This is a genomic window from Rhodococcoides fascians A44A (assembly GCF_000760735.1).
Taxonomy (GTDB): Bacteria; Actinomycetota; Actinomycetes; order Mycobacteriales; family Mycobacteriaceae; genus Rhodococcoides; species Rhodococcoides fascians_E.
This window is the reverse complement of the sequence record NZ_JMEX01000008.1, coordinates 320,471-342,234: the sequence shown is the minus strand read 5'-3', so window position 1 is coordinate 342,234 and position 21,764 is coordinate 320,471. Positions and strand designations below refer to the sequence as shown.

General features: G+C 64.0%; 18 protein-coding genes. 15 read left to right on the top strand and 3 right to left on the bottom strand.

From position 1 onward, the window contains the following. The first annotated feature begins 185 nt into the window (after nucleotides 1–185). The 14 genes from rplJ to BH95_RS13690 all read left to right on the top strand — a co-directional run bounded on the left by rplJ (nucleotide 186) and on the right by BH95_RS13690 (nucleotide 16,235). A complete protein-coding gene (gene rplJ, locus BH95_RS13755; RefSeq protein ID WP_019666427.1) occupies nucleotides 186–770 on the top strand; it encodes a 50S ribosomal protein L10 in 585 nt (194 codons plus the stop codon). A 78-nt stretch (nucleotides 771–848) separates the two neighbouring features. After that, nucleotides 849–1,238 carry a 50S ribosomal protein L7/L12 gene (rplL, locus tag BH95_RS13750; protein WP_019666426.1) on the top strand — a complete coding sequence of 130 codons (390 nt, stop codon included), beginning with the start codon at nucleotides 849–851 and terminating at the stop codon, nucleotides 1,236–1,238. Nucleotides 1,239–1,554: 316 nt separating this feature from the next. After that, complete coding sequence (locus tag BH95_RS13745; RefSeq protein ID WP_230594279.1) at nucleotides 1,555–2,748, top strand: ABC transporter ATP-binding protein; 1,194 nt, start codon at nucleotides 1,555–1,557, stop codon at nucleotides 2,746–2,748. A 5-nt stretch (nucleotides 2,749–2,753) separates the two neighbouring features. Beyond that, nucleotides 2,754–3,548 carry an MlaE family ABC transporter permease gene (locus BH95_RS13740; protein WP_019666424.1) on the top strand — a complete coding sequence of 265 codons (795 nt, stop codon included), beginning with the start codon at nucleotides 2,754–2,756 and terminating at the stop codon, nucleotides 3,546–3,548. A gap of 6 nt (nucleotides 3,549–3,554) precedes the next feature. Continuing rightward, a complete protein-coding gene (locus BH95_RS13735; protein WP_019666423.1) occupies nucleotides 3,555–4,415 on the top strand; it encodes an MlaE family ABC transporter permease in 861 nt (286 codons plus the stop codon). After that, nucleotides 4,412–5,761, top strand: coding sequence for an MCE family protein (locus tag BH95_RS13730; RefSeq protein WP_037182743.1), 1,350 nt, complete (start codon nucleotides 4,412–4,414; stop codon nucleotides 5,759–5,761). Before BH95_RS13735 ends, BH95_RS13730 begins: the two co-directional genes overlap by 4 nt. Next, nucleotides 5,758–6,825, top strand: a complete 1,068-nt coding sequence (locus tag BH95_RS13725; RefSeq protein ID WP_019665551.1) for an MCE family protein — start codon at nucleotides 5,758–5,760, stop codon at nucleotides 6,823–6,825. Before BH95_RS13730 ends, BH95_RS13725 begins: the two co-directional genes overlap by 4 nt. Next, nucleotides 6,822–7,814 (top strand): MCE family protein, encoded by a 993-nt coding sequence (locus BH95_RS13720; protein ID WP_019665550.1) that lies wholly within the window; start codon nucleotides 6,822–6,824, stop codon nucleotides 7,812–7,814. The genes BH95_RS13725 and BH95_RS13720 overlap by 4 nt, the downstream gene beginning before the upstream one ends. Then, nucleotides 7,814–9,109 (top strand): MCE family protein, encoded by a 1,296-nt coding sequence (locus BH95_RS13715; RefSeq protein WP_019665549.1) that lies wholly within the window; start codon nucleotides 7,814–7,816, stop codon nucleotides 9,107–9,109. The genes BH95_RS13720 and BH95_RS13715 overlap by 1 nt, the downstream gene beginning before the upstream one ends. 8 nt (nucleotides 9,110–9,117) lie before the next feature. Continuing rightward, nucleotides 9,118–10,407, top strand: a complete 1,290-nt coding sequence (locus BH95_RS13710) for an MCE family protein (protein WP_170947485.1) — start codon at nucleotides 9,118–9,120, stop codon at nucleotides 10,405–10,407. Beyond that, nucleotides 10,404–11,651, top strand: coding sequence for an MCE family protein (locus BH95_RS13705; protein ID WP_019665547.1), 1,248 nt, complete (start codon nucleotides 10,404–10,406; stop codon nucleotides 11,649–11,651). Before BH95_RS13710 ends, BH95_RS13705 begins: the two co-directional genes overlap by 4 nt. A gap of 128 nt (nucleotides 11,652–11,779) precedes the next feature. Next, the gene (locus BH95_RS13700; RefSeq protein WP_033188629.1) at nucleotides 11,780–12,526 is read left to right on the top strand and encodes a hypothetical protein; all 747 of its coding nucleotides are present in this window, start codon (nucleotides 11,780–11,782) and stop codon (nucleotides 12,524–12,526) included. 52 nt (nucleotides 12,527–12,578) lie between these two features. After that, entirely contained in the window at nucleotides 12,579–13,424 is an 846-nt protein-coding gene (locus BH95_RS13695) for a hypothetical protein (protein WP_037161946.1), read from the top strand. A 231-nt stretch (nucleotides 13,425–13,655) separates the two neighbouring features. Further along, nucleotides 13,656–16,235, top strand: coding sequence for an aminotransferase class III-fold pyridoxal phosphate-dependent enzyme (locus BH95_RS13690; protein ID WP_037161943.1), 2,580 nt, complete (start codon nucleotides 13,656–13,658; stop codon nucleotides 16,233–16,235). A gap of 100 nt (nucleotides 16,236–16,335) precedes the next feature. Here the strand turns inward: BH95_RS13690 and BH95_RS13685 are convergent, their stop codons facing one another. Further along, entirely contained in the window at nucleotides 16,336–16,962 is a 627-nt protein-coding gene (locus BH95_RS13685) for an N-acetyltransferase (protein ID WP_037161940.1), read from the bottom strand. Continuing rightward, the gene (locus BH95_RS13680; protein ID WP_037182740.1) at nucleotides 16,952–19,054 is read right to left on the bottom strand and encodes an MMPL family transporter; all 2,103 of its coding nucleotides are present in this window, start codon (nucleotides 19,052–19,054) and stop codon (nucleotides 16,952–16,954) included. The genes BH95_RS13685 and BH95_RS13680 overlap by 11 nt, the downstream gene beginning before the upstream one ends. 356 nt (nucleotides 19,055–19,410) lie before the next feature. Here BH95_RS13680 and BH95_RS13675 point away from each other — a divergent pair, with 356 nt between their 5' ends. Continuing rightward, the gene (locus BH95_RS13675; RefSeq protein ID WP_244164957.1) at nucleotides 19,411–20,397 is read left to right on the top strand and encodes a 3-oxoacyl-ACP synthase III family protein; all 987 of its coding nucleotides are present in this window, start codon (nucleotides 19,411–19,413) and stop codon (nucleotides 20,395–20,397) included. Nucleotides 20,398–20,407: 10 nt separating this feature from the next. On the opposite strand, the gene BH95_RS13670 is transcribed toward BH95_RS13675, so the two are convergent. After that, on the bottom strand, nucleotides 20,408–21,763 hold the full coding sequence (locus BH95_RS13670; RefSeq protein ID WP_037182735.1) for an aminotransferase class I/II-fold pyridoxal phosphate-dependent enzyme: 1,356 nt from the start codon (nucleotides 21,761–21,763) through the stop codon (nucleotides 20,408–20,410). Nucleotide 21,764: the final 1 nt, after the last annotated feature.

The window sequence follows — 21,764 nt, the reverse complement described above, 5'->3', positions numbered from 1 at the left end:
GCGGTTGAAGGTCCGAGACACTCGGACGGCCCACGCAGGAGAACGAGGTAAGGGACCTGTTCGACGGTTCGGATCACTCCACGCCGCCATCATGTCTACGCCCCGTGTGCCTCCTGCACCGGGGCGTTCGTCGTTTCTGCAGGACCTCTCGCGATCGACATAACTTCCACGAGAGGAGGCGAAGTATGGCAAAGCCCGAAAAGGTCTCAGCGGTTTCCGAGATCACCGAGCAGTTCAAGGGTTCGACGGCTGCCGTCGTCACGGAATACCGTGGCCTGTCGGTATCCGGATTGACCCAGCTGCGGCGTGCGCTCGGCGACAGTGCCACCTACTCCGTCGCCAAGAACACCCTGGTCAAGCGCGCTGCTGCCGAAGCCGGCATCACCGGGCTGGACGAGTTGTTCGTCGGACCGACCGCCATTGCGTTCATCAAGGGCGAGCCGGTCGACGCTGCGAAGGCCATCAAGGCCTTCGCGAAGGACAACAAGGCCTTGGTCGTCAAGGGCGGCTACATGGACGGCGCGACGCTGTCCGTGGACGAGATCAACAAGATCGCGGACCTCGAGTCCCGCGAAATCTTGCTTGCAAAGCTCGCAGGTGCCATGAAGGGCAACCTGTCGAAGGCTGCAGGACTGTTCAATGCACCTGCTTCGCAGGTTGCACGTCTGGCTCAGGCATTGGCAGACAAGAAGGCCACCGAAGGTTCTGCAGCTCCCGCAGCTGCTGCAGCCGAGGCACCGGCAGAAGCAGAAGCTCCCGCCGAAAGCTGATCCGCACTCACAGCGACAGCTACACAACCAACCTGTGTCGCGGATCAGCGACTCGGTACTAAAGGAAGGACCGCCACCATGGCGAAGCTCAGCACCGAAGAATTGCTCGACCAGTTCAAGGAGCTCACCCTCCTCGAGCTCAGCGAGTTCGTGAAGGCATTCGAGGAGACCTTCGAGGTCACCGCAGCCGCTCCCGTCGCCGTCGCCGCTGCTGGCGCACCGGCTGCCGGTGGCGCTGACGCTGCCGAGGAGCAGGACGAGTTCGACGTCGTCCTCGAGTCGGCCGGCGACAAGAAGATCCAGGTCATCAAGGTCGTCCGTGAGGTCGTCTCCGGCCTCGGCCTGAAGGAAGCCAAGGACCTCGTCGAGAGCGCTCCGAAGGCAATCCTGGAGAAGGTCGCCAAGGATGCAGCCGAGGCTGCCAAGGAGAAGCTGGAAGCAGCCGGCGCGAAGATCTCCGTCAAGTAATTCTGGCGTAGCTCGTACACACGAAGGGCCATCCCCACTCGGGGGTGGCCCTTCGTCGTGTCGTGTTCGGGTCTGTTACCTATGTCTTCGCCTCGGTTCTGTTCGTTCTCACAACGCTGTGCCGTTGGGTTTCATCACAAATCGGGCGAGTCGCACGCGTGTCGTGGTGAGATGAGCCACACTGATGCAAGGACCGCAGCCCGACTCGGGGAAGTTATTACTGGGCAGTAAGCTCCGGTGTCGGTGTGGACACTCGTGTGCGATAGAGTGACCCAACCCACATCCGGGTCGATGTGAACGAACTGTGGAGGTCAGCGTGGGAGTCGAGGTTTCGGTCGAGGGATTGACCAAGTCTTTCGGTGTCCAGAAGATTTGGCAGGACGTCACTTTGACGTTGCCGTCGGGCGAGGTCAGTGCATTGCTGGGACCGTCGGGAACCGGTAAGTCGGTGTTCCTGAAGTCGCTGATCGGTCTCCTTCGCCCCGAGCAGGGCAAGATTTTCATCGACGGGACCGACATTCTGCAGTGCAGTTCGCGGGAGCTGTACGAGATCCGCAAGCTGTTCGGAGTGCTGTTCCAGGACGGTGCTCTGTTCGGGTCGATGAACTTGTACGACAACGTGGCGTTCCCGCTGCGTGAGCACACCAAGAAGTCCGAGTCCGACATCCGCAAGATCGTCATGGAGAAGCTCGAACTGACGGGCCTGATCGGCGCGGAGGACAAGCTGCCCGGCGAGATCTCCGGAGGTATGCGCAAGCGCGCCGGCTTGGCCCGTGCGTTGGTGTTGGACCCGGAGATCATCCTGGTCGACGAGCCGGACTCGGGGTTGGATCCGGTACGTACGACCTACATTTCGCAGACGTTGATCGACATCAACGCCGAGATCGATGCGACCATTCTGATCGTGTCGCACAACATCAACCTGGCTCGGACGGTGCCGGACAACATCGGGATGCTGTTCCGCCGTCAGTTGGTCATGTTCGGTCCGCGTGAGGTGCTGCTGACCTCCGACGAACCTGTGGTCAAGCAGTTCCTGAACGGCACGATGATCGGGCCGATCGGTATGTCGGAGGAGAAGGACGAGGCGCAGATGGCGCACGAGCAAGCTCTCGTCGACGCCGGGCATCATGCTGGTGGTGTCGACGACGTGGAAGGTATCGTGCCGCAGATGAAAGCGACTCCCGGTACGCCGGTTCGGCAGGCAGTCGGTCGCCGTCAGGAGCGGGTGCGTCAGATCATGCACACCCTTCCGCAGAGCGCTCAGGTCGCCATTCAGGAAAGCCTCGACACCACGGACCCCGGCAGCCAGACACCCGCGTACGCGGGCAGCCAGACGTACGAGAACGACGGCCACACCGGTTACGACAACGCCGGCTACGACAACGCCGCGTACGACAACTCCGGCTACGACCAATCCGGTTACGACCAATCCGGGTACGACAATTCAGGCTATGACACTTCAGGACGTAGCGATCAGGGCCACGGTCCTGCGCAGGGGCGGGGACAATAAGCACCATGGGGGGATCGAAGAAGTCCGCTCTTGCTCCGGCGGGCGCAGCACTCGCGCAAGCCGGAAACATCGTAGAACTACTGGTCGACGTCGTTCGGAACACGTTCCGGCGGCCCTTCCAGTTTCGCGAGTTCATCGAACAGGCCTGGTTCATCGCCAGCGTCACGATTCTGCCGACGGCGCTCGTCGCCATTCCGTTCGGCGCGGTCGTCTCGCTGCAGACGGGTTCTCTGATCAAGCAGCTCGGCGCCGAGTCGTTCACCGGCGCGGCGAGCGTGCTGGCGGTGATCCAGCAGGGAAGCCCGATCGTGACAGCGCTGCTGATCGCCGGTGCTGCCGGGTCGGCTGTGACCGCCGACCTCGGTTCGCGAACCATTCGTGAAGAGATCGATGCGATGCGAGTACTCGGAATCGACCCGATTCATCGTCTGGTCGTACCGCGCGTGCTCGCCATGATCCTCGTCGCGCTGCTCTTGAACGGATTGGTGTCCGTCGTCGGCATCGCGGGCGGCTACTTCTTCAACGTCGTGCTGCAGGGCGGTACCCCCGGCGCTTACCTCGCCTCGTTCTCGGCGCTCGCGCAGCTGCCGGATCTGTATGTGGCCGAACTGAAAGCAGCGATCTTCGGGCTGATCGCAGGCATCATCGCCTCCTACAAGGGACTCAATCCCAACCCCGGCCCCAAGGGCGTCGGCGAGGCAGTGAACCAGACGGTGGTCATCACCTTCCTGCTGCTGTTCTTCGCCAACCTCATTCTCACCCTGGTGTACCTCCAGGTCGTGCCGGCGAAGGGAAGCTGACGCGCAATGACCATCGCCAAAGGTCGCGGCGACCGTACTCTCATGCGCGCGAAGCGCATCGCCGGTGCTCCGCTCACCGTGTTGGACAACGCGGGCGAGCAGATGTCGTTCTACGTACGTGCCATCGGATGGATTCCGCGCACGCTCGTTCACTACAAGAAGGAAGTTCTGCGACTTCTCGCCGAGGTCACCTTCGGCTCGGGAGCCCTCGCGGTCATCGGCGGCACCATCGGCGTCATCGTCATGATGTCCGGTGCCACCGGTGTGGTCGTGGGTCTGCAGGGATACGCCGCACTCGAGCAGCTCGGAAGCTCGGTCCTCACCGGCTTCCTCTCCGCGTACGTCAATACTCGTGAAATCGCGCCTGTCGTCGCAGGTCTCGCCCTGTCCGCGACGGTCGGGGCCGGATTCACGGCACAGCTCGGCGCGATGAGAATCTCCGAGGAGATCGACGCGCTCGAAGTGATGGCGGTGCCCAGCGTTCCGTTCCTCGTCACCACACGCATGATCGCCGGATTCGTCGCCGTCATCCCGCTCTACATCGTGGGACTCCTGGCGTCGTACATCGCATCACGCGGAATCAGCACGATATTCAACGGGCAGTCGGGTGGGTCGTACGACCACTACTTCAATCTGTTCCTACCGCCCGAGGATGTTCTCTATTCGTTCCTCAAGGTGTTGATCTTCGCCTTCGTGCTGATCATGATCCACTGCTACTACGGATTCCATGCATCGGGCGGACCTGCAGGCGTCGGCGTAGCCGTGGGCCGCGCCGTGCGAACGGCCATCGTGACGGTGGCGGTACTGGACTTCTTCCTCAGCCTCGCAATCTGGGGAACCACGACGACAGTGAGGGTTGCAGGATGATCGACTCGCCGTCGCGGCTGAAGCGACTTCTGCTCGGCCTCGCGTTCTTTCTGGTGTTGATCCTCTTCCTCGGATGGTCGGTCACCTCGTACAACAAGACCTTCAAGAAAGTCGTCAGTATCGACCTGGTGACCGATTCGGTGGGTAATGCGTTGCCCAGCAACGCGGATGTGAAGGTTCGCGGTTTGATCGTCGGTGAAGTGCGGTCGGCGTCGTCGGTCGACGGTGTGGTGACGGCGAAGTTGGCGATCGATCCGGACAAGGCCGATCTGATTCCGTCGAACGCGACGGCGCGGTTGTTGCCCAAGACGTTGTTCGGTGAGCGGTACGTGGCGTTGCAGATTCCCGAGAACGACACGGCGTCGCCGATCACCGACGGGACCGTGCTCAGGCAGGACACCAGTGGCAGTGCCATCGAGGTCGGTCAGTTGTTGGACAACTTGCTGCCGTTGCTCGAAGCGATTCCGCCGCAGGATCTGGCGAGCACGTTGGGTGCGTTGGCGCAGGGTCTGAGTGGTCGTGGTCAGGAGTTGGGGTTGACGATCGATCGGTTGGACACGATCTTCAAGGGTCTGAACACCGAGTTGCCGAACATTCAGGAGGATCTGCGTGGGTTGGCGGATTTCTCGCAGACGTATGCCGATGCGGGTCCGCAGTTGATCGATGCGCTCGACAATCTGTCGGTCACGGGGAACACGTTGGTCGAGCAGCGTCCGGCGGTGGATACGTTGATCTCGTCGTTGACGGCGACGAGTGCGTCGACGGCGGATTTTCTGCAGGCCAACGCGGACAATCTGATTCGGATCTCGGCTGATTCGCGTGAGGCGCTGGAGTTGTTGGCGCAGTATTCGCCGTCGTTCGGGTGCACGTTCGCCAATTTCGTGCCGGTGGTGCAACGAGCGCAGGACGTCATCGGCGTCGGCGACGAGTACCGAGGCATCAACGTCTCGGCTGCGTTCGTCAACCCGAAGGGCCGCTACCTTCCCAACCAGGACGAGCCGCGTCTGTTCGACGATCGCGGACCGCGCTGCTACACCCCGGCGGACACTGCTGCCGGTGAGTTCTTCCCGCAGTACCCGGGCGGATCGGCGAACGACGGTTCCTACCAGGTGCCGTCGAGGAACCCCGGACCGCAGGATGTTCCGGAACTGCCTGCGCCGCAGTACTCGCCGCTGCCGGGCATCGTCGAGCAGACGCCGGTGTCCTACGCGGGCTCGGATTTCGAACGTGACACGCTCGCCGTGATCTACGGCGGGGCAACGGGAACCGCTCCGGAGGACGTTCCTTCCTGGGTGACTTCGGCGGGGGCGCCGGCATTGAGGGGTGTGGAGGTGACCATCAAATGAGGGGGCTACTCGCACCGCTCGTCAAACTGATCGTGTTCGCTGTCGTCACGATTCTGGCAACAGGCACGCTGGCGTTCTCGATCGCGAACATCTCCGGGGGCGGAGGACAGACGTTCAGCGCGATCTTCAGTGACGTCGCATCGCTCAACAAGGGCGACGAGGTACGCATCGCCGGTGTGCGCGTCGGTGACGTCAAGAACATCGAGATCGTCAACGAGCGCGAGGCCAAGGTCGAGTTCTCGGTCGACGGCCGGGATTACCTGCCTGCCTCGGCGACGGCCAACCTCCGTTACCGAAACCTCGTCGGGCAGCGGTACATCGCGATCGAACAGGGTGCGGGCGACCAGGGCGGCAAGATCAACCCCGGTGAGACCATCCCGTTGAGCCAGACCAAGCCCGCCGTCAACCTCACGACGCTCTTCGACGGCTTCCGGCCGCTGTTCCAGACCTTGAGTGCCGACGACGTGAACAAGCTGTCCTACCAGATCATCCAGGTGTTCCAGGGTGAGTCCGGAACGATCAGCGAACTCGTTCGCAGTACCGCGAGCTTGACCAACACGGTCGCGGACAAGGACGCGGTGATCGGCGCCGTCATCACCAACCTGAACACGGTGCTGCAGACGGTCAACCAGAACGACGACCAGTTGGATTCTCTGATCACCAACACGCAGGCGCTGGTGTCGGGACTGTCCTCCGACCGCGACGTCGTCGGATCCGCCGTCACGTCACTCGCCGGTCTGACAGACGCCACCGCGGATCTGCTCGAACCGACGAGGCCGTCCATCCAGGGCTCGATCGCCGCGTTGAACACTTTGGCGACCACGCTGAACAATCGTGAAGCGGAGGTCACCGCGGTCATCCAGACCCTGCCGAAGAAGCTCGACAAGCTGATCAGGACGGCCCAGCAGGGTTCGTGGTTCACGTTCTACCTGTGCGGCATCGACATTCAGGCGGGGCCTGGAACGTCACCCAACCTGAACTTGCCGACAGGGCTTCCGACGGTGAATCAACCGCTCTACACCAACGCGGCCGAGCGTTGCAAAGCTGGGGGGATCAAGGAATGAAAAAGCGTAGCCCGCTCGTGGCCGGCGCGCTCGGCATCATGATCGTGCTTCTGGCTACCGTGTCGGTGTTCTTTCTGGACAAGCTGCCGATCCTGGGAGCCGGTTCGACGTACACGGCGCAGTTCAAGGAAGCCGCCGGGCTCAAGCCCGGCAACGAAGTGAGAATCGCGGGTGTCAAAGTAGGGCAGGTCGATTCCGTCGAGCTCGACGGCGACAGAGTCAACGTCGACTTCCGTGTGCAGGACGCGTGGGTGGGCAACAACTCGTCGGCGTCCATCCAGATCAAGACCGTCCTCGGACAGAAGTACCTGGCCATCGATCCTCGCGGTGACGACGTGCTCAAGCCGAAGGACCCGATTCCGTTGGAGCGCACAACTTCTCCGTACGACGTGATCGACGCGTTCTCCGATGCTGCGTCCACGATCGAGGACATCGACACCACGCAGTTGGCGTCGAGCTTCGAAACGTTGTCGCAGGCGTTCTCCGAGACGCCGGCAGACATCCGTGCCTCGCTCGACGGTGTCAGCCGGTTGTCGCAGACCATTGCGAGCCGCGACGCCGAACTGCAGAGGCTGTTCGAGGCGACGGGGCAGACTTCGAAGGTGCTGGCGGACAGGAACGAACAGTTCACCAGGCTCATCGCCGATGCAGGGCCTTTGCTGGAAGAGCTGAACAACCGCCAGCAGGCGATCTCTCAGCTGCTCAGCGGAACCAGGCGGCTGTCGACGGAACTGACCGGCTTGGTCCGCGACAACGAAGAGCAGATCACTCCGATGCTCGAACAACTGAACGGCGTGATCGACATCCTCAACGAGAACAACGAGGCCGTCGAGCGCGGTCTGCAGCTGTACTCACCGTTCGTGCGCCTGTACGCGAACGTGGTCGGTAACGGCCGCTGGCTCGACATCACCTTGGCGAACCTCACGCCTCCTGGTCTGCCGTTGATCCCCGGCTACCGTCAGCCCGCGCGTGATCTGGGAGGCAACTGATGACCGACAGCACAGCTGACGGAACCACGGAGAACACCAAGAAGACCGGTGGCTCCCGCGCAGTCATCGCAGGCGTCGTCATCGCAGCGCTGGTGATCGCGGGCGGCCTCTGGTGGCTGTTCACCCGTGCGGGTTCGACCGACATCACGGCGTACTTCGACAAGTCCGTCGGTATCTACGAAGGTTCCGACGTTCGTGTCCTCGGTGTCGCAGTCGGCGAAGTCACCTCGGTCGTGCCGCAGGGCGACCAGGTCGAGGTGAAGATGCGCGTCGAGCGCGGCGTCGACATTCCGGCCGATGTGAGAGCGGCGCAGATCACGCCGTCCTTGGTGTCGGATCGCTACGTTCAGCTCGCACCCGCCTACTCGGGTGGGGAGAAGATGTCGGGCGACGCGGTGATTCCGCGTGACCGGACCGCAACCCCGGTCGAGGTGGACCAGATCTACGCCAGCATCGACGAGCTGTCCAACGCACTCGGACCCAACGGTGCCAACGCGAACGGGGCGCTGACCGATCTGGTCGACACCGGCGCCGCGAACCTCGACGGCAACGGCGAAGCGCTGGGCAACACCATCACTCAGCTCTCCGAGGCGTCGCGGACACTCAGCGACTCCCGCGGCGACCTGTTCGACACGGTCAAGAACCTGCAGACGTTCGTCTCGGCCCTCGCGGCCAACGACGCCCAGGTACGCGAGTTCAACGACCAGCTGTCCGATCTCACCGGATTCCTCGACGGGGAGCGAGAGAATCTTGGGGCGGCACTGAATCAGCTGTCGATCGCCCTGGGCGACGTGGCGGGATTCGTGGCGGACAACCGGGATCAGTTGGTGCGGGCGGCCGACGGACTGGTGCAGCCCACTCAGGCACTGTCGGACAATCGCGAGCAGTTGGTGGAGACATTGACGATTCTGCCGCTCGCGATCAGCAATCTCGTCAACTCCTACGATGCCGAGTCGGGCACTCTGGCCTCACGTGCCAACCTGCAGAACGAGACCCAGGACCCGCTCGGAACGGTATGCCGTCTGATCGACCTCGGCAAGTTGGTTCCGGGCGACCCGAGATTCGAACAGCTCGGTGCCCAGATACAACCGATCATCGACCGGTGTGGCGAGATCACGACGTTGATCCAGGGGCCGGTTCGCGATTCCGGGCTGGTGCTGCCGTTCGGCGTACTGACCAACGACACCCAACAGGGCGACGTCGTGCCGGGAACGGTGCCCGGTGTCGTGTCGCCGAGGCTCGGCGAGAACAACACTCTGCCAGGACTGCAGGAATCGCTTGGAGGGGGACAGTGAGCGCGTCGATGAGAACGTGGATTTCGTCGAAACGGTCGTTGACGTCCGTCGTCGGTGCAGCTGTCGTGGTCATGTCGGCCACGGCGTGCTCGCAGGGCGTCTACGGAATTCCACTGCCCGGTGGTGCGGATGTCGGCAGCAATCCGATCCGTCTGACCATTCAGTTCCAGGACGTTCTCGATCTGGTTCCCCAGTCGACCGTGAAGGTCGACGGTGTCGAGGTCGGTCGAGTCGACTCGATCAGCGTTCCGGACGGTGAGTGGACCGCGAACGTCGGCGTCATCGTCAACGATTCGACGGACCTGCCTGCCAACGCGACTGCGGCGGTGGAGCAGACGTCGATCCTCGGCGAGAAGTTCATTCAGCTGTCGGTACCCGCCGGTGACGCGGATCCGCAGAAGCTGAAGGACGGCGACACCATCCCGCTGGACCGGACCCGCGTGACGACGAACATCGAACAGGTCCTCGGTGCCCTGTCGTTGGTCCTCAACGGCGGTGGCGTCGGGCAACTCGCTCCGATCGTGAAGGAGCTCAACGCGGCCTTCTCCGGTCGCGAGGGCACCACGAAGAGTCTTCTCCAGGAAGCGAACACACTGATCGGTGGGCTCGAGGAGCAGCGCGACGACATCACCCGTGCACTCGACGGTCTCGATCTTCTGACCACGCAGGTCAGCGGTCAGACCGAGAAGATCGACCGAGTCCTGCAGGACCTGCCGATCGCGACGGAGGTCCTCGAGCAGCAGCGTCCGCAGCTGACGCAGATGCTCGGCCAGCTCGACAGGCTCGGCAGCGTCGGGACGGACGTGATCGATCAGTCCAAGGACAACTTGATCGCGGACCTGCGTGCGTTGCGTCCGACATTGCAGGCGCTCGCGGCGTCGGGTGACGACATCGTGACCACGCTGCCGCTGATCCCGACGCTGCCGTTCCCCGACGGTATCGAGGAGATCACCCAGGGCAACTCGGCCAACCTGTACCTCTCGCTCGATCTATCGATCGGCACCGCTCTGCGCAACTTCGGTGTCGGAGAGGGAGATCCGGTCTACATCCCGCCGAAGTACGGCGACACGCTCCCACTCGTGGATCCGTCGAACCCGTACTACAACGGAAACGGTCCACGACCGGGGTGGCCCACGATCTCGCTGCTGCCGTTGCCCCCGATCATTCCCAACCCGTCGCCTCCTCCCGGGGTACCGGTAGCGCCCGGGGCCGAACCGGACGAGGGTGAGACCGGCGCGCCGCTCACTCCGTTCGAGCCCTTGAACGATCTGCTCGAACAACTCGGAGGTGGGCTGTGAGATCGCGGCTGGTGAAGGTGCAGCTCATCTTCTTCGTCATCGTCGCTGTCGTGGGCGTTGTCTACGTCGGTGGAAAATACGTGCGTCTCGACAATCTGCTCGGCTTCGGTCAGTACAGCGTGACCGGTCAGTTCGCTGATTCCGGCGGTATCTTCACCAACGCCGAGGTCACGTACCGCGGCGTGCCGGTCGGCACCGTCGGCGCGCTGTCGTTGACCAACGACGGCATCGACGTGGAACTGTTGCTGGACAACGGCGGTCCGCAGATTCCGTCTTCGGCGCGCGCGGTCGTGGCCAACCGCTCGGCCATCGGTGAGCAGTACGTCGATCTACAGCCGACGAGCGACGAAGGTCCGTATCTCGAGAACGGTTCGACCATCGCGACGGCGGACACGCAGACACCGGTGCCCGTCGAGAACGTCCTCGCCAGCACGGATCAGCTCGTCAAGACCGTGCCGCTGGAGAACCTGACGACGGTCGTCCGAGAGCTCGGGGCGGCGTTCGACGGAAAGGGCGACGATCTGCAGGTGCTCGTCGACTCGCTCGGTGCGTTGTCCGAGACAGGCAACGAAGCACTGCCGCAGACACTCGCTCTGATTCGGGACAGCCGTACCGTGTTGGACACGCAGTCCGAGCAGTCGTCGGCCATCCGGCAGTTCAGCACGGATCTGGCGTCGGTGACCGCGCAGCTGCGCAGCAACGATCCGGACATCCGGAGATTGATCAACACCGGGACCGCAGCGAGCGATCAGGTCGGTGCATTGATCAACGAAGGCGGTGGGTCCTTGACGACGGATCTGACCAACCTGCGCAACGTGTTCGAGCTGGCTGCTCCTCGCACTCTGGCGCTCAAGCCTCTGCTGATCTTCCTGCCTGCACTGGCGTCCGGTGCGCAGACGCTTGTCCCGGGCGACGGCACGATTCACCAGGGTCTGCTTCTCGAGACGAACAATCCGCCTCCGTGCACGTTGGGTTACGAAGGATCGCAGGCGATTCTGGACGAGGAGAAGGCGAAGAATCCCAACTTCGACCTGACCGAGGAGAACTACCCGCTGAATCTCGACGCGAACTGCACGACACCGCAGGGCAGCGTCACCGGCGTTCGTAGTGCCAACCGGATCGTGTTCGCGGACCCCGAAACCCCGCAGCCGTGGGACAGCAAGCCCAAGGTGGATCCGGACAAGCTCAACCTGAATCCGATCGCCTCACAGCTCGCTCCCCTGATCGGAGTCACTCCGAAGTAACTGTGCACAGTCGTATCGTGGTCGTCGGCGGTGGATCTGCGGAAACCGAGCAGATTCACCGCCGTTTCGTGTTCCACGGTTTCACCGGCGTCGTCGATGCCGGTGTTACCGAAGAGTAAGGTTGAAGTGTGACGTCAAACACCGAAGCTGCACCACCGCAGCCGAAGAAGACACCGCGGCCGAAGAACAAGTCCCGGCCGGTCCTCGTAGCCCTGTCCATCGTCGCCGTGGTGGCCCTGGCGGCCTGCGTATGGTTCGGGATCGGATGGAAGAACGCGTGGGACGAGAAGGCGATCGCGGACACTCGCGATTCGGCGCTGAACGACGCACGTCAGGCCGCGATCAATCTCAGTACCGTCGACTCCGCCGACATGGACGGGTCGCTGGATCTGATGCTCACCTCGGTGACGGGCGATCAGATGACCAGCTATCTCGAGGAGACCAAGAAGGCCGTCACGGACGAGCAGCGCAATTCCGGCCGGAAGATCACTGCCGAGGTACTCGACGCGACCATCACGGAACTGAACGTCGACGACCGGACGGCTACCGCGATCGCGATCGTCGCGAACAACACGTCGGGGCCGGACGGATTCACCGAACGCACTCGCAGTGTCATGCGCATGTACCTCGAGGACGTCGACGGAACGTGGAAGGTCAACAACCTTCTGCCCGTCGGAGACCGAGTGCCGCTGAACCCCGTCGATGCACCGACCGACCCGGGCGCGCAGCAGCCCGCACCGAACGCAGGTACCCCGGACTCGGGGAGCCCGGAGGCAGGCACTCCCGCTCCCGATGCCGGAACCACAGACCCGAGCGCGACGCCTCCCTCCGGCGAGCCCGCGCCCGCTGATTCAGGCGCGTCCGAAGGTCCGTAGCCGAGGCTGCACCTTCCGCCCGCCCGCACATGTTCGAGTCAGGAGTACTTCAGTGCCCCCACAACGTCGCAAGATAGTCCCACCCGTCACCACCAGCAAGGTCCGTAAGAAGGTTGCGGGAACCAACCGCAAGCCCGCCGATTCCAGCGCACCGGACTCGAGTGCTGTCGACTCGGGTGCTGTGGATTCGAGTGCGCCCGACACTGCGCATCCCGAAGGCCCCTCGTCTGCTGAGCCCGCAACCGCGGTCTCCATCTCGAAGCCGCCGAAGCAGAAGGCTTTCGTAGCTGATACTCCTGTAGCCGAGACGCCCGAGTCATCGAAGGCGCCCGGAGCTGAGGCATCCGAGGAAGGCTCACCCCAGGAAGGCTCACCCCAGGCAGGCTCACCCGGGGGACAGCCGGCCGGTCGGACCAACTGGCTGCCGACGATCGTGGTCGGTGCTGTTGCTGCGTTGTTGGTTGCGTTCGCGGCGGTTGCCGCGCTGAAGCCCGGTACCGAGGTGGACAACGCCGCGTGGGTCGATCAGGGCGAGACATCCGAGGTGACGCGAGCGGCGTCGGACGCTCTGGTCGGGTTGTACAGGTACAACTTCGCGACGATCGACGCCGATATCGCGGCCGGGCTCGAGAAGATGACGCCAGCGTTCCGCGAGGAGTCGCAGAAGTTCATCGAGGAGATCAAGTCGACGGCGAACGAGACGCAGACGGCAACGGACGTCGACGTTCTCGACATCGGTGTCGTGCGTCTGCAGGACGACAAGGCCGAGCTCTTCGCCAACGTCAACGTGAGTGCGACGAGTGCCGGTGTCGCGTCGGGGAACGTCGTGTTCCCGCTCATCGCCAATATGGAAAAGATCGACGGGCAGTGGCTGTTGTCGGCGACGCAGGACAAGTGATCCGGTGTGATTTGGCCGACACGACGCTGAGTCGGCCACACCGATAAACCGACTGTAGATGCGGTTTTTCGTTTCGAATCAGTAGTAAGGGTATTTTCACAGGCTAACTTCGGTCCTCTCGGCAGCTACCATCGCGCTTGCGTCCCACCACGGGGCGAGCTCTGGTTGCGCGAGAACGCCTCCCGGCAGCTCGTGCCACCGGAGGCGGTTTCGCGAGAACACGGAGCTCACATGACCGACCTTTCTTTTCACCCGTCCACCACGCGTCAGTCGACCGGCCGCGACGGCTTTGCGGAGAACGTCAATCCCGAGTTGTACCGACTCCTGTCGGCGGTGGACGTGGACATCGAGTACGTGTCCGGTAACGGGACCGAGCTGCTCGACGCGTCGGGTCGTACGCACCTCGATTTCGCCGGCGCGTACGGAGCCCTCCCGTTCGGGCACAACCCCGAGAACGTCTGGCGAGCAATGGATGCCGTGCGACATTCCGGGGAAGCAGTGTTCGTCCAACCGTCGGTGTTGTATCCAGCGGGCGAACTCGCCCGCCGCCTCGTCTCCGTCGCACCCGCCGGTCTGACGCGGGTGACGTTCGTCAACAGCGGCGCCGAGGCGATGGAGGTGGTCATCAAGATCGCACGCGCCGCGACGGGACGCCTGGGTATCCTCAGCACGACGAACAGCTTCCACGGCAAGACGCTCGGCGCACTGTCCGCCACGGGAAACATCAAGTACCAGGCTGGATTCGGTGCTCCGGTCCAGGGATTCGACTCCGTTCCGTTCGGTGACGCGGACGCGCTCGAGGCCGCACTGGTCGCTGCACCAGGGCAGTTCGCGGCGTTCGTCGTCGAGCCCATTCAAGGTGAGGGCGGCGTCGTCGTGCCTCCCGACGGTTACCTGACGCGTGTGCGCGAGATCTGCACCGAGCACGGGGTTCTACTGGCACTCGACGAGGTGCAGACCGGTTTGGGCCGTACGGGCACGATGTTCGCGTGTGAGCGAGAAGGCGTCGTACCCGATGTTCTCGCTCTGGCCAAAGCGCTGGGGGGTGGAGTGCTGCCGAGCGGGGCGGTGTTGAGCAAGCCCGAGTGGATGGGGGAAAGCTTCGCACTGCGGCACACGTCGACGTTCGCGGGCAACGCGTTGACGGCGAGGGTCGGCATCGCGGTGCTCGACGAGCTCGCCGCGGACGGCGGTGCTGTGATCTCGCGAGTGCAGGAAGTGGGGGATCTGCTTGCTCGTGAACTGAGGAGGCTCGCTGCCGAGTATCCGACGGTGGTGTCGGATGTGCGTGGTCGTGGCTTGCTGTTGGGTGTCGAGCTCACCGACGACATCAACTTCGTGGGGAGGCAATCCATTCTGGGTTCGGTTGCGGACCAGGAGAACCTGGCGGTGATGATGTCCTCCTATCTGTCGCAGGTGGAGGGTATTCGGCTGGCGCCCACGATGTTCGGGGCGCGGGTGCTGCGGGTGGAACCGCCGCTGACGGTCACCGAGTCCGAATGCATGCGTCTGGTCGAGGCACTCGGTCGCGCGTGCGCGTTCGCGGCGGCAGGGGACCTCGCCGGTCTGATCGGTCATCTGGTCGGACGGAATCGGTCCGGTGGTTCTGTGGCACGGACCGAAGCAGGCCGCTCCGGAAGTACCGTGGGCGCACGGCTCCCGCACACTCCGGTGCAGTCCGGTGACAGCCGGTTCGGGTTCGTCGCTCATCCGCTGGATCTGAGCATCTTCGAGGCCTTCGATCCGTCGCTCGCCGAGTTCTCGCACCCCGAACGTGCGGAGCTGCTGGAGAGGTTCTCCTCGGCGACATCGGAACTGAAGCCTGCGTCGTACATCATCGGTAGCGGGAGGATCGTGACCGAGCACGACGGCGCAGCCCACGGCAACTTGATCGGGCTTCCCTTCACGTCGAAGGGCCTGCTGACGCTGCCGTCACACGCTGCGGTCGCAGCAGTCGGTGCTGCGGCGAATCTCGCGTTCGAGCGAGGTGCCACCGTCGTCGGGCTGGGCGGATACTCGTCGGTGGTCACGGCGAACGGGCTGGCGCTCGGCTCGATGGCGGGCGTTCTCACCACCGGAAATTCGTTCACGGCGGCAGCCAGTATCCGCGCGGTGCACCGAGTGTGCGCGGAACGCGGAATCGATCTCGGGGTGGTTCGGGTGACCGTTCTGGGGGCGGCCGGTGCCATCGGTAGGACCATCGCGCGTGCCTTGGCGCCCGACGTCGGCGCGATCGCCCTGGTCGGGCGGCCCGGTGAGCAGGGGCGCGTCGCGCCGAAACTGTGGGACGCAGCGGGGGAGATAGTCGACGCCGCTCGAGGTGGGGCAGGTGCGCTCGCCGCGGCGGCGGACGGGCGGAGTGTGGACGACCTCGTGGCCGGCGGGCACATCGAGTTCTTCGACGATCCGGCCGCCGGGGTTGCTCGCGCGCAGGTGGTCATCGCTGCGACGTCGGCGCCGCACTCGTTGATCGACGCCGCCGACCTGGGACCCGACGCCATCGTCTGCGATGTGGCGCAGCCCCCGAACATCCCGCACGACGTCGGCCTCACTCGGCCCGATGTGACGGTCTTCGACGGTGGCATCGTCTCGATGCCCGCGGGGTCGGATTTCGGTCTGACGTTCGGCCTCGCGCCGGGGCTGACCTACGCGTGCATGGCGGAGACGATGCTGCTGTCGTTGTCCGGCGAATTCGAACTGCGAAGTATCGGAACAGCGTTGAACGGTGCGAACGTTCGACGTCTGGGCGTGCTGGCGGATCGGTACGGGTTCGAACTCGCGGAGTCCACGCGGTGGCGCGAAGGGCAGTGACCGGGCACTGGCACCGGACTCGATACTGACGTCCCGGCAGGAGCCTGCGGAACCCGGTGACGGAGTTCCGCAGGCCCTGGCGGCGTCACGGCGGACGCGGCTACGGCCGTGCGCTCGGACGGCGATTCATGCGGTGGACTTCAGGCCCGCCCGGACCGATGGTGTCCGTTCCGACTTCCTCGAACCCCATCGCGGTCCAGAAGGGGATGTTGCCCTGTTTGCAGATCCCGAATGTCGTCCGGCCCTCGCGGTCGACCCGCTCGAAGAAGGATCGCGACAGTGCCGCGCCCACCCCGGATCGGTGGAGCGTCGGCTCGACCCCGAGATACACCCACAGCACCGCGTCGTCGTCGGGCGCCCCGGCGTCGAGCATCTTGTCCATGTGCATTCCTGCTCGGACACCACTGCGCATGGCCCACAACAATTGTGGACCGGCAATCAGGATTCGCCACCACTCGGGCGACGCGTCGTGCGGATGCCACAAGCTGACGCCGACTATCTTCCCGCCGAGCACTGCAAGCTCTGCACCTCCCGAGGGTAGGTAGCGGTGCCTGATCAGCGCCGACATCATCCGTCGCTGCATCTTCGGCCGCCGAGCGTCCTTCGGGAAGAAGTAACTGCTCACAGGGTCGTCGGATTGGAAGGCGCGTGCCATCAGGTCGGACATCTCGCGAATGTCGGTTCTCTGTGCGGCTCTGATCTCGACCGTGCTGACTTCAACCGGCATGTTCGATGTCCTTTTCCAGTGGTGTGTCCGGGGGAGTGTCGCGCGGACGAGGTTTCGGGTGCAGCCACCAGTTCGCCTCACCCATCAACGCAACGAGGGCGGGGACCAGGAGCATGCGAACGACCGTCGCATCGATGATCAGCCCGACGATGACGCCTATCCCGAGCAGTCGCATCATCGACAGTTCCGACAGCGAGAACGCCGCGGTGACGGTGACGAGCAGCAGGGCGGCGGCCGTGACCACTCGGCCGGTGCGTGCAGTGCCGATACGGACCGCGTCGCGGGTGGACTCGCCTCGATCGTGTGCTTCGACCATGCGGGAGAGCAGAAATATCTCGTAGTCTGTCGAGAGCCCGAAGACGACTGCGAGAACGAGAATGCTCATCGTTGCCTGCAGGGGTCCTGGTGTGACGCCGAGAAGTTCCGCGCCGTGACCGTCGTGGAAGATCCAGGTCAGGACACCGAACGTCGCGGCAAGGCTGACCATCGCCATGGCGATCGCTTTGACGGACAATACGATCGAGCGGAACGCGGCGGTGGTGACGAGGAAGGTCGACGCGATCATGATCGCGAACATCCAGGGGATCGTGTCCTCGATGGCGGCGATACCGTCCTGACTCAGCGCGGTGGGGCCGCCGAGGAATATTCGGGTACCGTCCGGCACGGGAAGGTCGCGCAGTGACTCCACCGCGGCGACTGCACCCTCCGTTCGGTCGGGGGAGGACAGGATGGCTCGCACGACTGCGTAGTCTCCGGTCGAACCCCCTGGGGCCGCGGCCGCGAATCCGTCGAGCGCGCCGATGTCGTTCGTGATCCGTTGGACCGCACGAGGGTCGGGCGCGCCGCCGTCGGTGGACCGGACCATCACGGTGACCCCGGAGTTGGCGAGCGGGAATTCCGTGAACAGAGCGTCGGTCGCGATCCGCGCCGGTGAATCCGACGGAAGCCCCCGGTGGTCGAGATCGCCCAGGGCGACACCGAAGACCGGCGCGCTGAGCAGGGCGAGCAACGCGAGGATGGTGCCGGCGACGATCACCGGCCGCTTCATGACCGAGGTCGCCACCGCGCCCCAGAACCGTTCGGCGCGTTCGTCTCCGCGTTCGACGGCACCCGTCCGCCAACTCAACGAGTCGATCCGAGGACCGAGAAGCGCAAGCGCGGCAGGAAGTGCGGTGAGCGAGACGAACGCAGCGGCGGCCACGGCTGCCATGCCTCCGAAACCGAGCGACCTGATCATCGCCTGCGGAAATATCAGCATCCCGACGAATCCACACACCAGCAGCAAACCGGAGAAGGCGACGGTCCGACCGGCGGTGGACATGGTCGCTCGGACCGCGTCCGGGGTGGTCGACCCGCGCCGCAGCTCTTCCCGGAAACGAGTGAGTACGAACAGGCTGTAGTCCACCGCCATACCCAGACTCACGAGGGTGGCGATGTTGGTGGCGAACACGCTCACCTCGGTGAAGGACGTCAGAATGCGCATCGCGGCCAGCGATGCGAGGATGCCCAGACCGCCGATGCACAGCGGAACAGCCGCCGCCGTCACCCCGCCGAAGATGATCAACAACAGCACCATCAGCACCGGGAAAGTGATGAGCTCGGCACGGATGAGGTCGGCGCGAGCCTCGGCGTTGTAGGCGTCGATGATGGTCGAGAAGCCGCCGAACTGAATCTCCACGCCGTCGATCGCGCGTTCATCCTTGATGCTCAGGTACGTCTTGACGCGGTGATCCTCGCTGCCGTTCAGCGTCAGCACGGCGATTGCCGAGTTTCGGTCGAACGACCTCAGGCCCTGCTGGAAGGCCGGCGCGATGTTCCAGTACGTCGTGGGAGGGCGTGTCAGCAGAGCCGGGTCGATGGCGGCGAGGTCGGCCGCGACGTCGTCGCCGATCTCGTCGATCGACCGCCCGTCTCGTGGGGTGTACAGAACGACGACGTCGGGAATCGTTCGTCCGAACTGCGCGTCCACGATGCCGTCGACGCGGGCCGCCTCGCTCGACGGATCCGAGTATCCACCGAGGCTGAGGTCCTCGATGACGCCGATACCCCAGACGCCGGCGGCGACGATCACGACGACACACGTGGCAACCACTGCTCTGGCGTGACCGATAACGAACTCCAGCAAAGGTTTACGAGCCGAAGGGGCGCTTCGCGGGCTCTCACGGTTCGATGAATCCTGGGTCAACGGCCGTCCTGTTCGATGCGAGAACGCGAAGCGAATGGATGAAAGACGTGTTCGATCACAGCAGAGGATCTTCTTCGATGTTGCCGTGACCCTACACCGATAGTTCTGCTCCGTCGAGACTGTCGGATCGACGCACGCGAGGTTAGGATACCGCTCGACTCTTCGGCGCATGGGAGCCGCTGAAGTCGTTCCCCCGCTTGTATTTTCGGCGCCATCTCTGGTCAAGAATTCAACTTCTGTCGAGCGAACGGACACTCGTGAACATGCACCCAGTCGTCAGCGTCACCGTCGGTCATTTCGCCGACGCAGTGCCGCCGCGCATCGTCGACAATGCCGAACTGTGCGCCACGCTCGACACCGACGCGCGGTGGATCGAAGAGCGCACTGGAATCCTGTCGAGACGATTCCTCGACTCCTCGCTCGCCGCATCCGATCTCGCCCTCGATGCTGCCCGAAAGACGCTGCGCTCCAGCGGATCGGCGGCTGCGGACATCGACGCGATCGTGCTGGCGACCGCCAACCCGGATCAACCGTTCCCGTCCACGGCCCTGACCGTCGCGCAGGCATTGGGAGCAGCTCGAGCTGTGCCGATCGACCTCACCGCAGCCGCGTGCTCCGGTGGACTGCTGGCCATCGAAGTCGCGTCGTCGATGATCGGACCCCGCTACCGCACCATCCTCGTGCTCGCCGTGGAGGTGTTCTCCCGGCAGACCGACCCGAACGACCGAACCACGCGAATATTCTTCGGCGACGCCGCCGGAGCTGCCGTGGTGACCGCGGCCCCGGCGTCGGGACGCGGTATCAGGTCGGTGGTTCTGTCGTCCGAACTCGACATGTCCGTCGGGATACGCGCGGGTGGTTCGCGCCGTCCGGCCGACGCCGGTGCAGTGATGCGCGGGGAGCAGTACATCTACATGGACGGGCCTCGGGTCTGGAAACTGGCCACGACACTGCTACCAGAAGTGGTGCGGCAGGCAGTGTCCGACGCGGGAATGTCGTTGACCGACATCGACAATTTCTGCTTTCACCAAGCGAATCGAAACATCGTGCACGACGTCATGGACACCCTCGGGATCGACCGATCACGCGCGCCGATCACGCTGGATCGGCTCGGAAACACCGGTGCCGCCAGTATTTTCACCGTGCTGGCGTTTCTCGAGCGGGAGGGGCGGACGCTACCTGGCCACACGACCGTCATCGCGACGATCGGGGCCGGGTTCATCTGGGGTGCGATGGTCGTGGTCCACTGAGCTGCTTCGGTCACATCCTATCGAGTACGGACGCCACCGTCGTCAACGCGGTGTCGATCTGCTGCTCGGTGTGCTCGCTGGAGACGAACAGACGCAGCCTCTCCTCTCCCAGTGGCACCGATGGGTACGTGATCGAGTTGACGTTGACTCCTGCCTCGAGAAGCGACACTCCGGCCAGAACTGCCTTCTGAGTGTCTCCGACGATGATCGGCAGAATCGGCGTTCCCTCGGCGAGTCCGGTGCGAAGACCCAGGCGCTGTGCGTGATCGAAGGCATACCGTGCGCGCGCATGCAGGCGAGCAATGCGTTCGGGTTCGGCATCGATGACGTCGAGGGCCGCGGACGCCGCGGCAATCGAGGCCGGGGCTGGTGCCGTGGCGAACATGCTCAGCCCGGGGGCCGAGTACTTGAAGGCGCGGATCAGTTCTCGGCTGCCGGCGAGGAACCCGCCGACGCTGCCGAGCGCCTTGGACATCGTGCCCATCCACACGTCGACGGCGTCGCCCGGCAAACCGTACAGATCCCGGATGCCGTGACCGTGCTCCCCGAGCACACCGAATGCGTGTGCCTCGTCGATCATGACCCCGCAGTCGTATTTGCGCGCGACGTCGACGAGTTGCGGAAGAAGCGCGACGTCACCGTCCATGCTGTAGTGACTTTCGAGAATCACCAGGGCACGCTCGAAGCTGTTCCTCGACATCTTCAGGATCGCTTCGAGCGCCGCTGGATCGTTGTGGCGGAACGTTATCCGTCGTGTTCCTGCCCACTCGGTGCCGGAGACGATGCTGCTGTGCACGAGGGCATCGCACACGGCCAGGTCGCCCTTCCCGAGCAGGTACCCCACCGCCGCCGCGTTCGTCAGGTATCCGCTGGTGGTGATCACCGCGTCGTCGACGTCGTAGATGTTCGCGATCCTCGACTCGAAGTCCGCGTACAGCGGGATCTGGCCGGACACGATCCGGCTGGCGGACACCGACGTGCCGTACTCGTCGATCGCGGCCTTCGCTGCCTCCGCCACTCGGTCGTCGTTTCCGAGGCCCAGGTAATTGAACGCTCCGAAGTTGATCATGTCGCGACCCTGCTGCCGAATGGTCGCGCCGCTCTTGCCGTGGTGTTCCAGGTACAGCGGATTGGTGACACCCAACGACTCGAACATAGAGTCCACTCCGTCGAACTGCGCAACCGTGGACACGATGTCCGGATGGTCGAGCAATCCGCGTCCACGAACCTTCGGTGCCGGCGTGGCAGGACGGGGCGCCGTCGGTCGCTGCGGGGGCGCGGGGTTGGAGGCGTCGTCGACCTGGACCGTCGAATACCCACTGCGAGAGAGAAGTTGACGTGCAATCTCCCGTGCTTCTTCGGTCATG

Coding starts and splice junctions, on each gene's coding strand:
- rplL (WP_019666426.1), top strand. CDS start 849: ATGGCGAAGCTCAGCACCGAAGAATTGCTCGACCAGTTCAAGGAGCTC.
- BH95_RS13685 (WP_037161940.1), bottom strand. CDS start 16,962: ATGCCGGTTGAAGTCAGCACGGTCGAGATCAGAGCCGCACAGAGAACC.
- BH95_RS13675 (WP_244164957.1), top strand. CDS start 19,411: ATGCACCCAGTCGTCAGCGTCACCGTCGGTCATTTCGCCGACGCAGTG.
- rplJ (WP_019666427.1), top strand. CDS start 186: ATGGCAAAGCCCGAAAAGGTCTCAGCGGTTTCCGAGATCACCGAGCAG.
- BH95_RS13730 (WP_037182743.1), top strand. CDS start 4,412: ATGATCGACTCGCCGTCGCGGCTGAAGCGACTTCTGCTCGGCCTCGCG.
- BH95_RS13690 (WP_037161943.1), top strand. CDS start 13,656: ATGACCGACCTTTCTTTTCACCCGTCCACCACGCGTCAGTCGACCGGC.
- BH95_RS13735 (WP_019666423.1), top strand. CDS start 3,555: ATGACCATCGCCAAAGGTCGCGGCGACCGTACTCTCATGCGCGCGAAG.
- BH95_RS13740 (WP_019666424.1), top strand. CDS start 2,754: ATGGGGGGATCGAAGAAGTCCGCTCTTGCTCCGGCGGGCGCAGCACTC.
- BH95_RS13720 (WP_019665550.1), top strand. CDS start 6,822: ATGAAAAAGCGTAGCCCGCTCGTGGCCGGCGCGCTCGGCATCATGATC.
- BH95_RS13710 (WP_170947485.1), top strand. CDS start 9,118: ATGAGAACGTGGATTTCGTCGAAACGGTCGTTGACGTCCGTCGTCGGT.
- BH95_RS13715 (WP_019665549.1), top strand. CDS start 7,814: ATGACCGACAGCACAGCTGACGGAACCACGGAGAACACCAAGAAGACC.
- BH95_RS13670 (WP_037182735.1), bottom strand. CDS start 21,763: ATGACCGAAGAAGCACGGGAGATTGCACGTCAACTTCTCTCTCGCAGT.
- BH95_RS13725 (WP_019665551.1), top strand. CDS start 5,758: ATGAGGGGGCTACTCGCACCGCTCGTCAAACTGATCGTGTTCGCTGTC.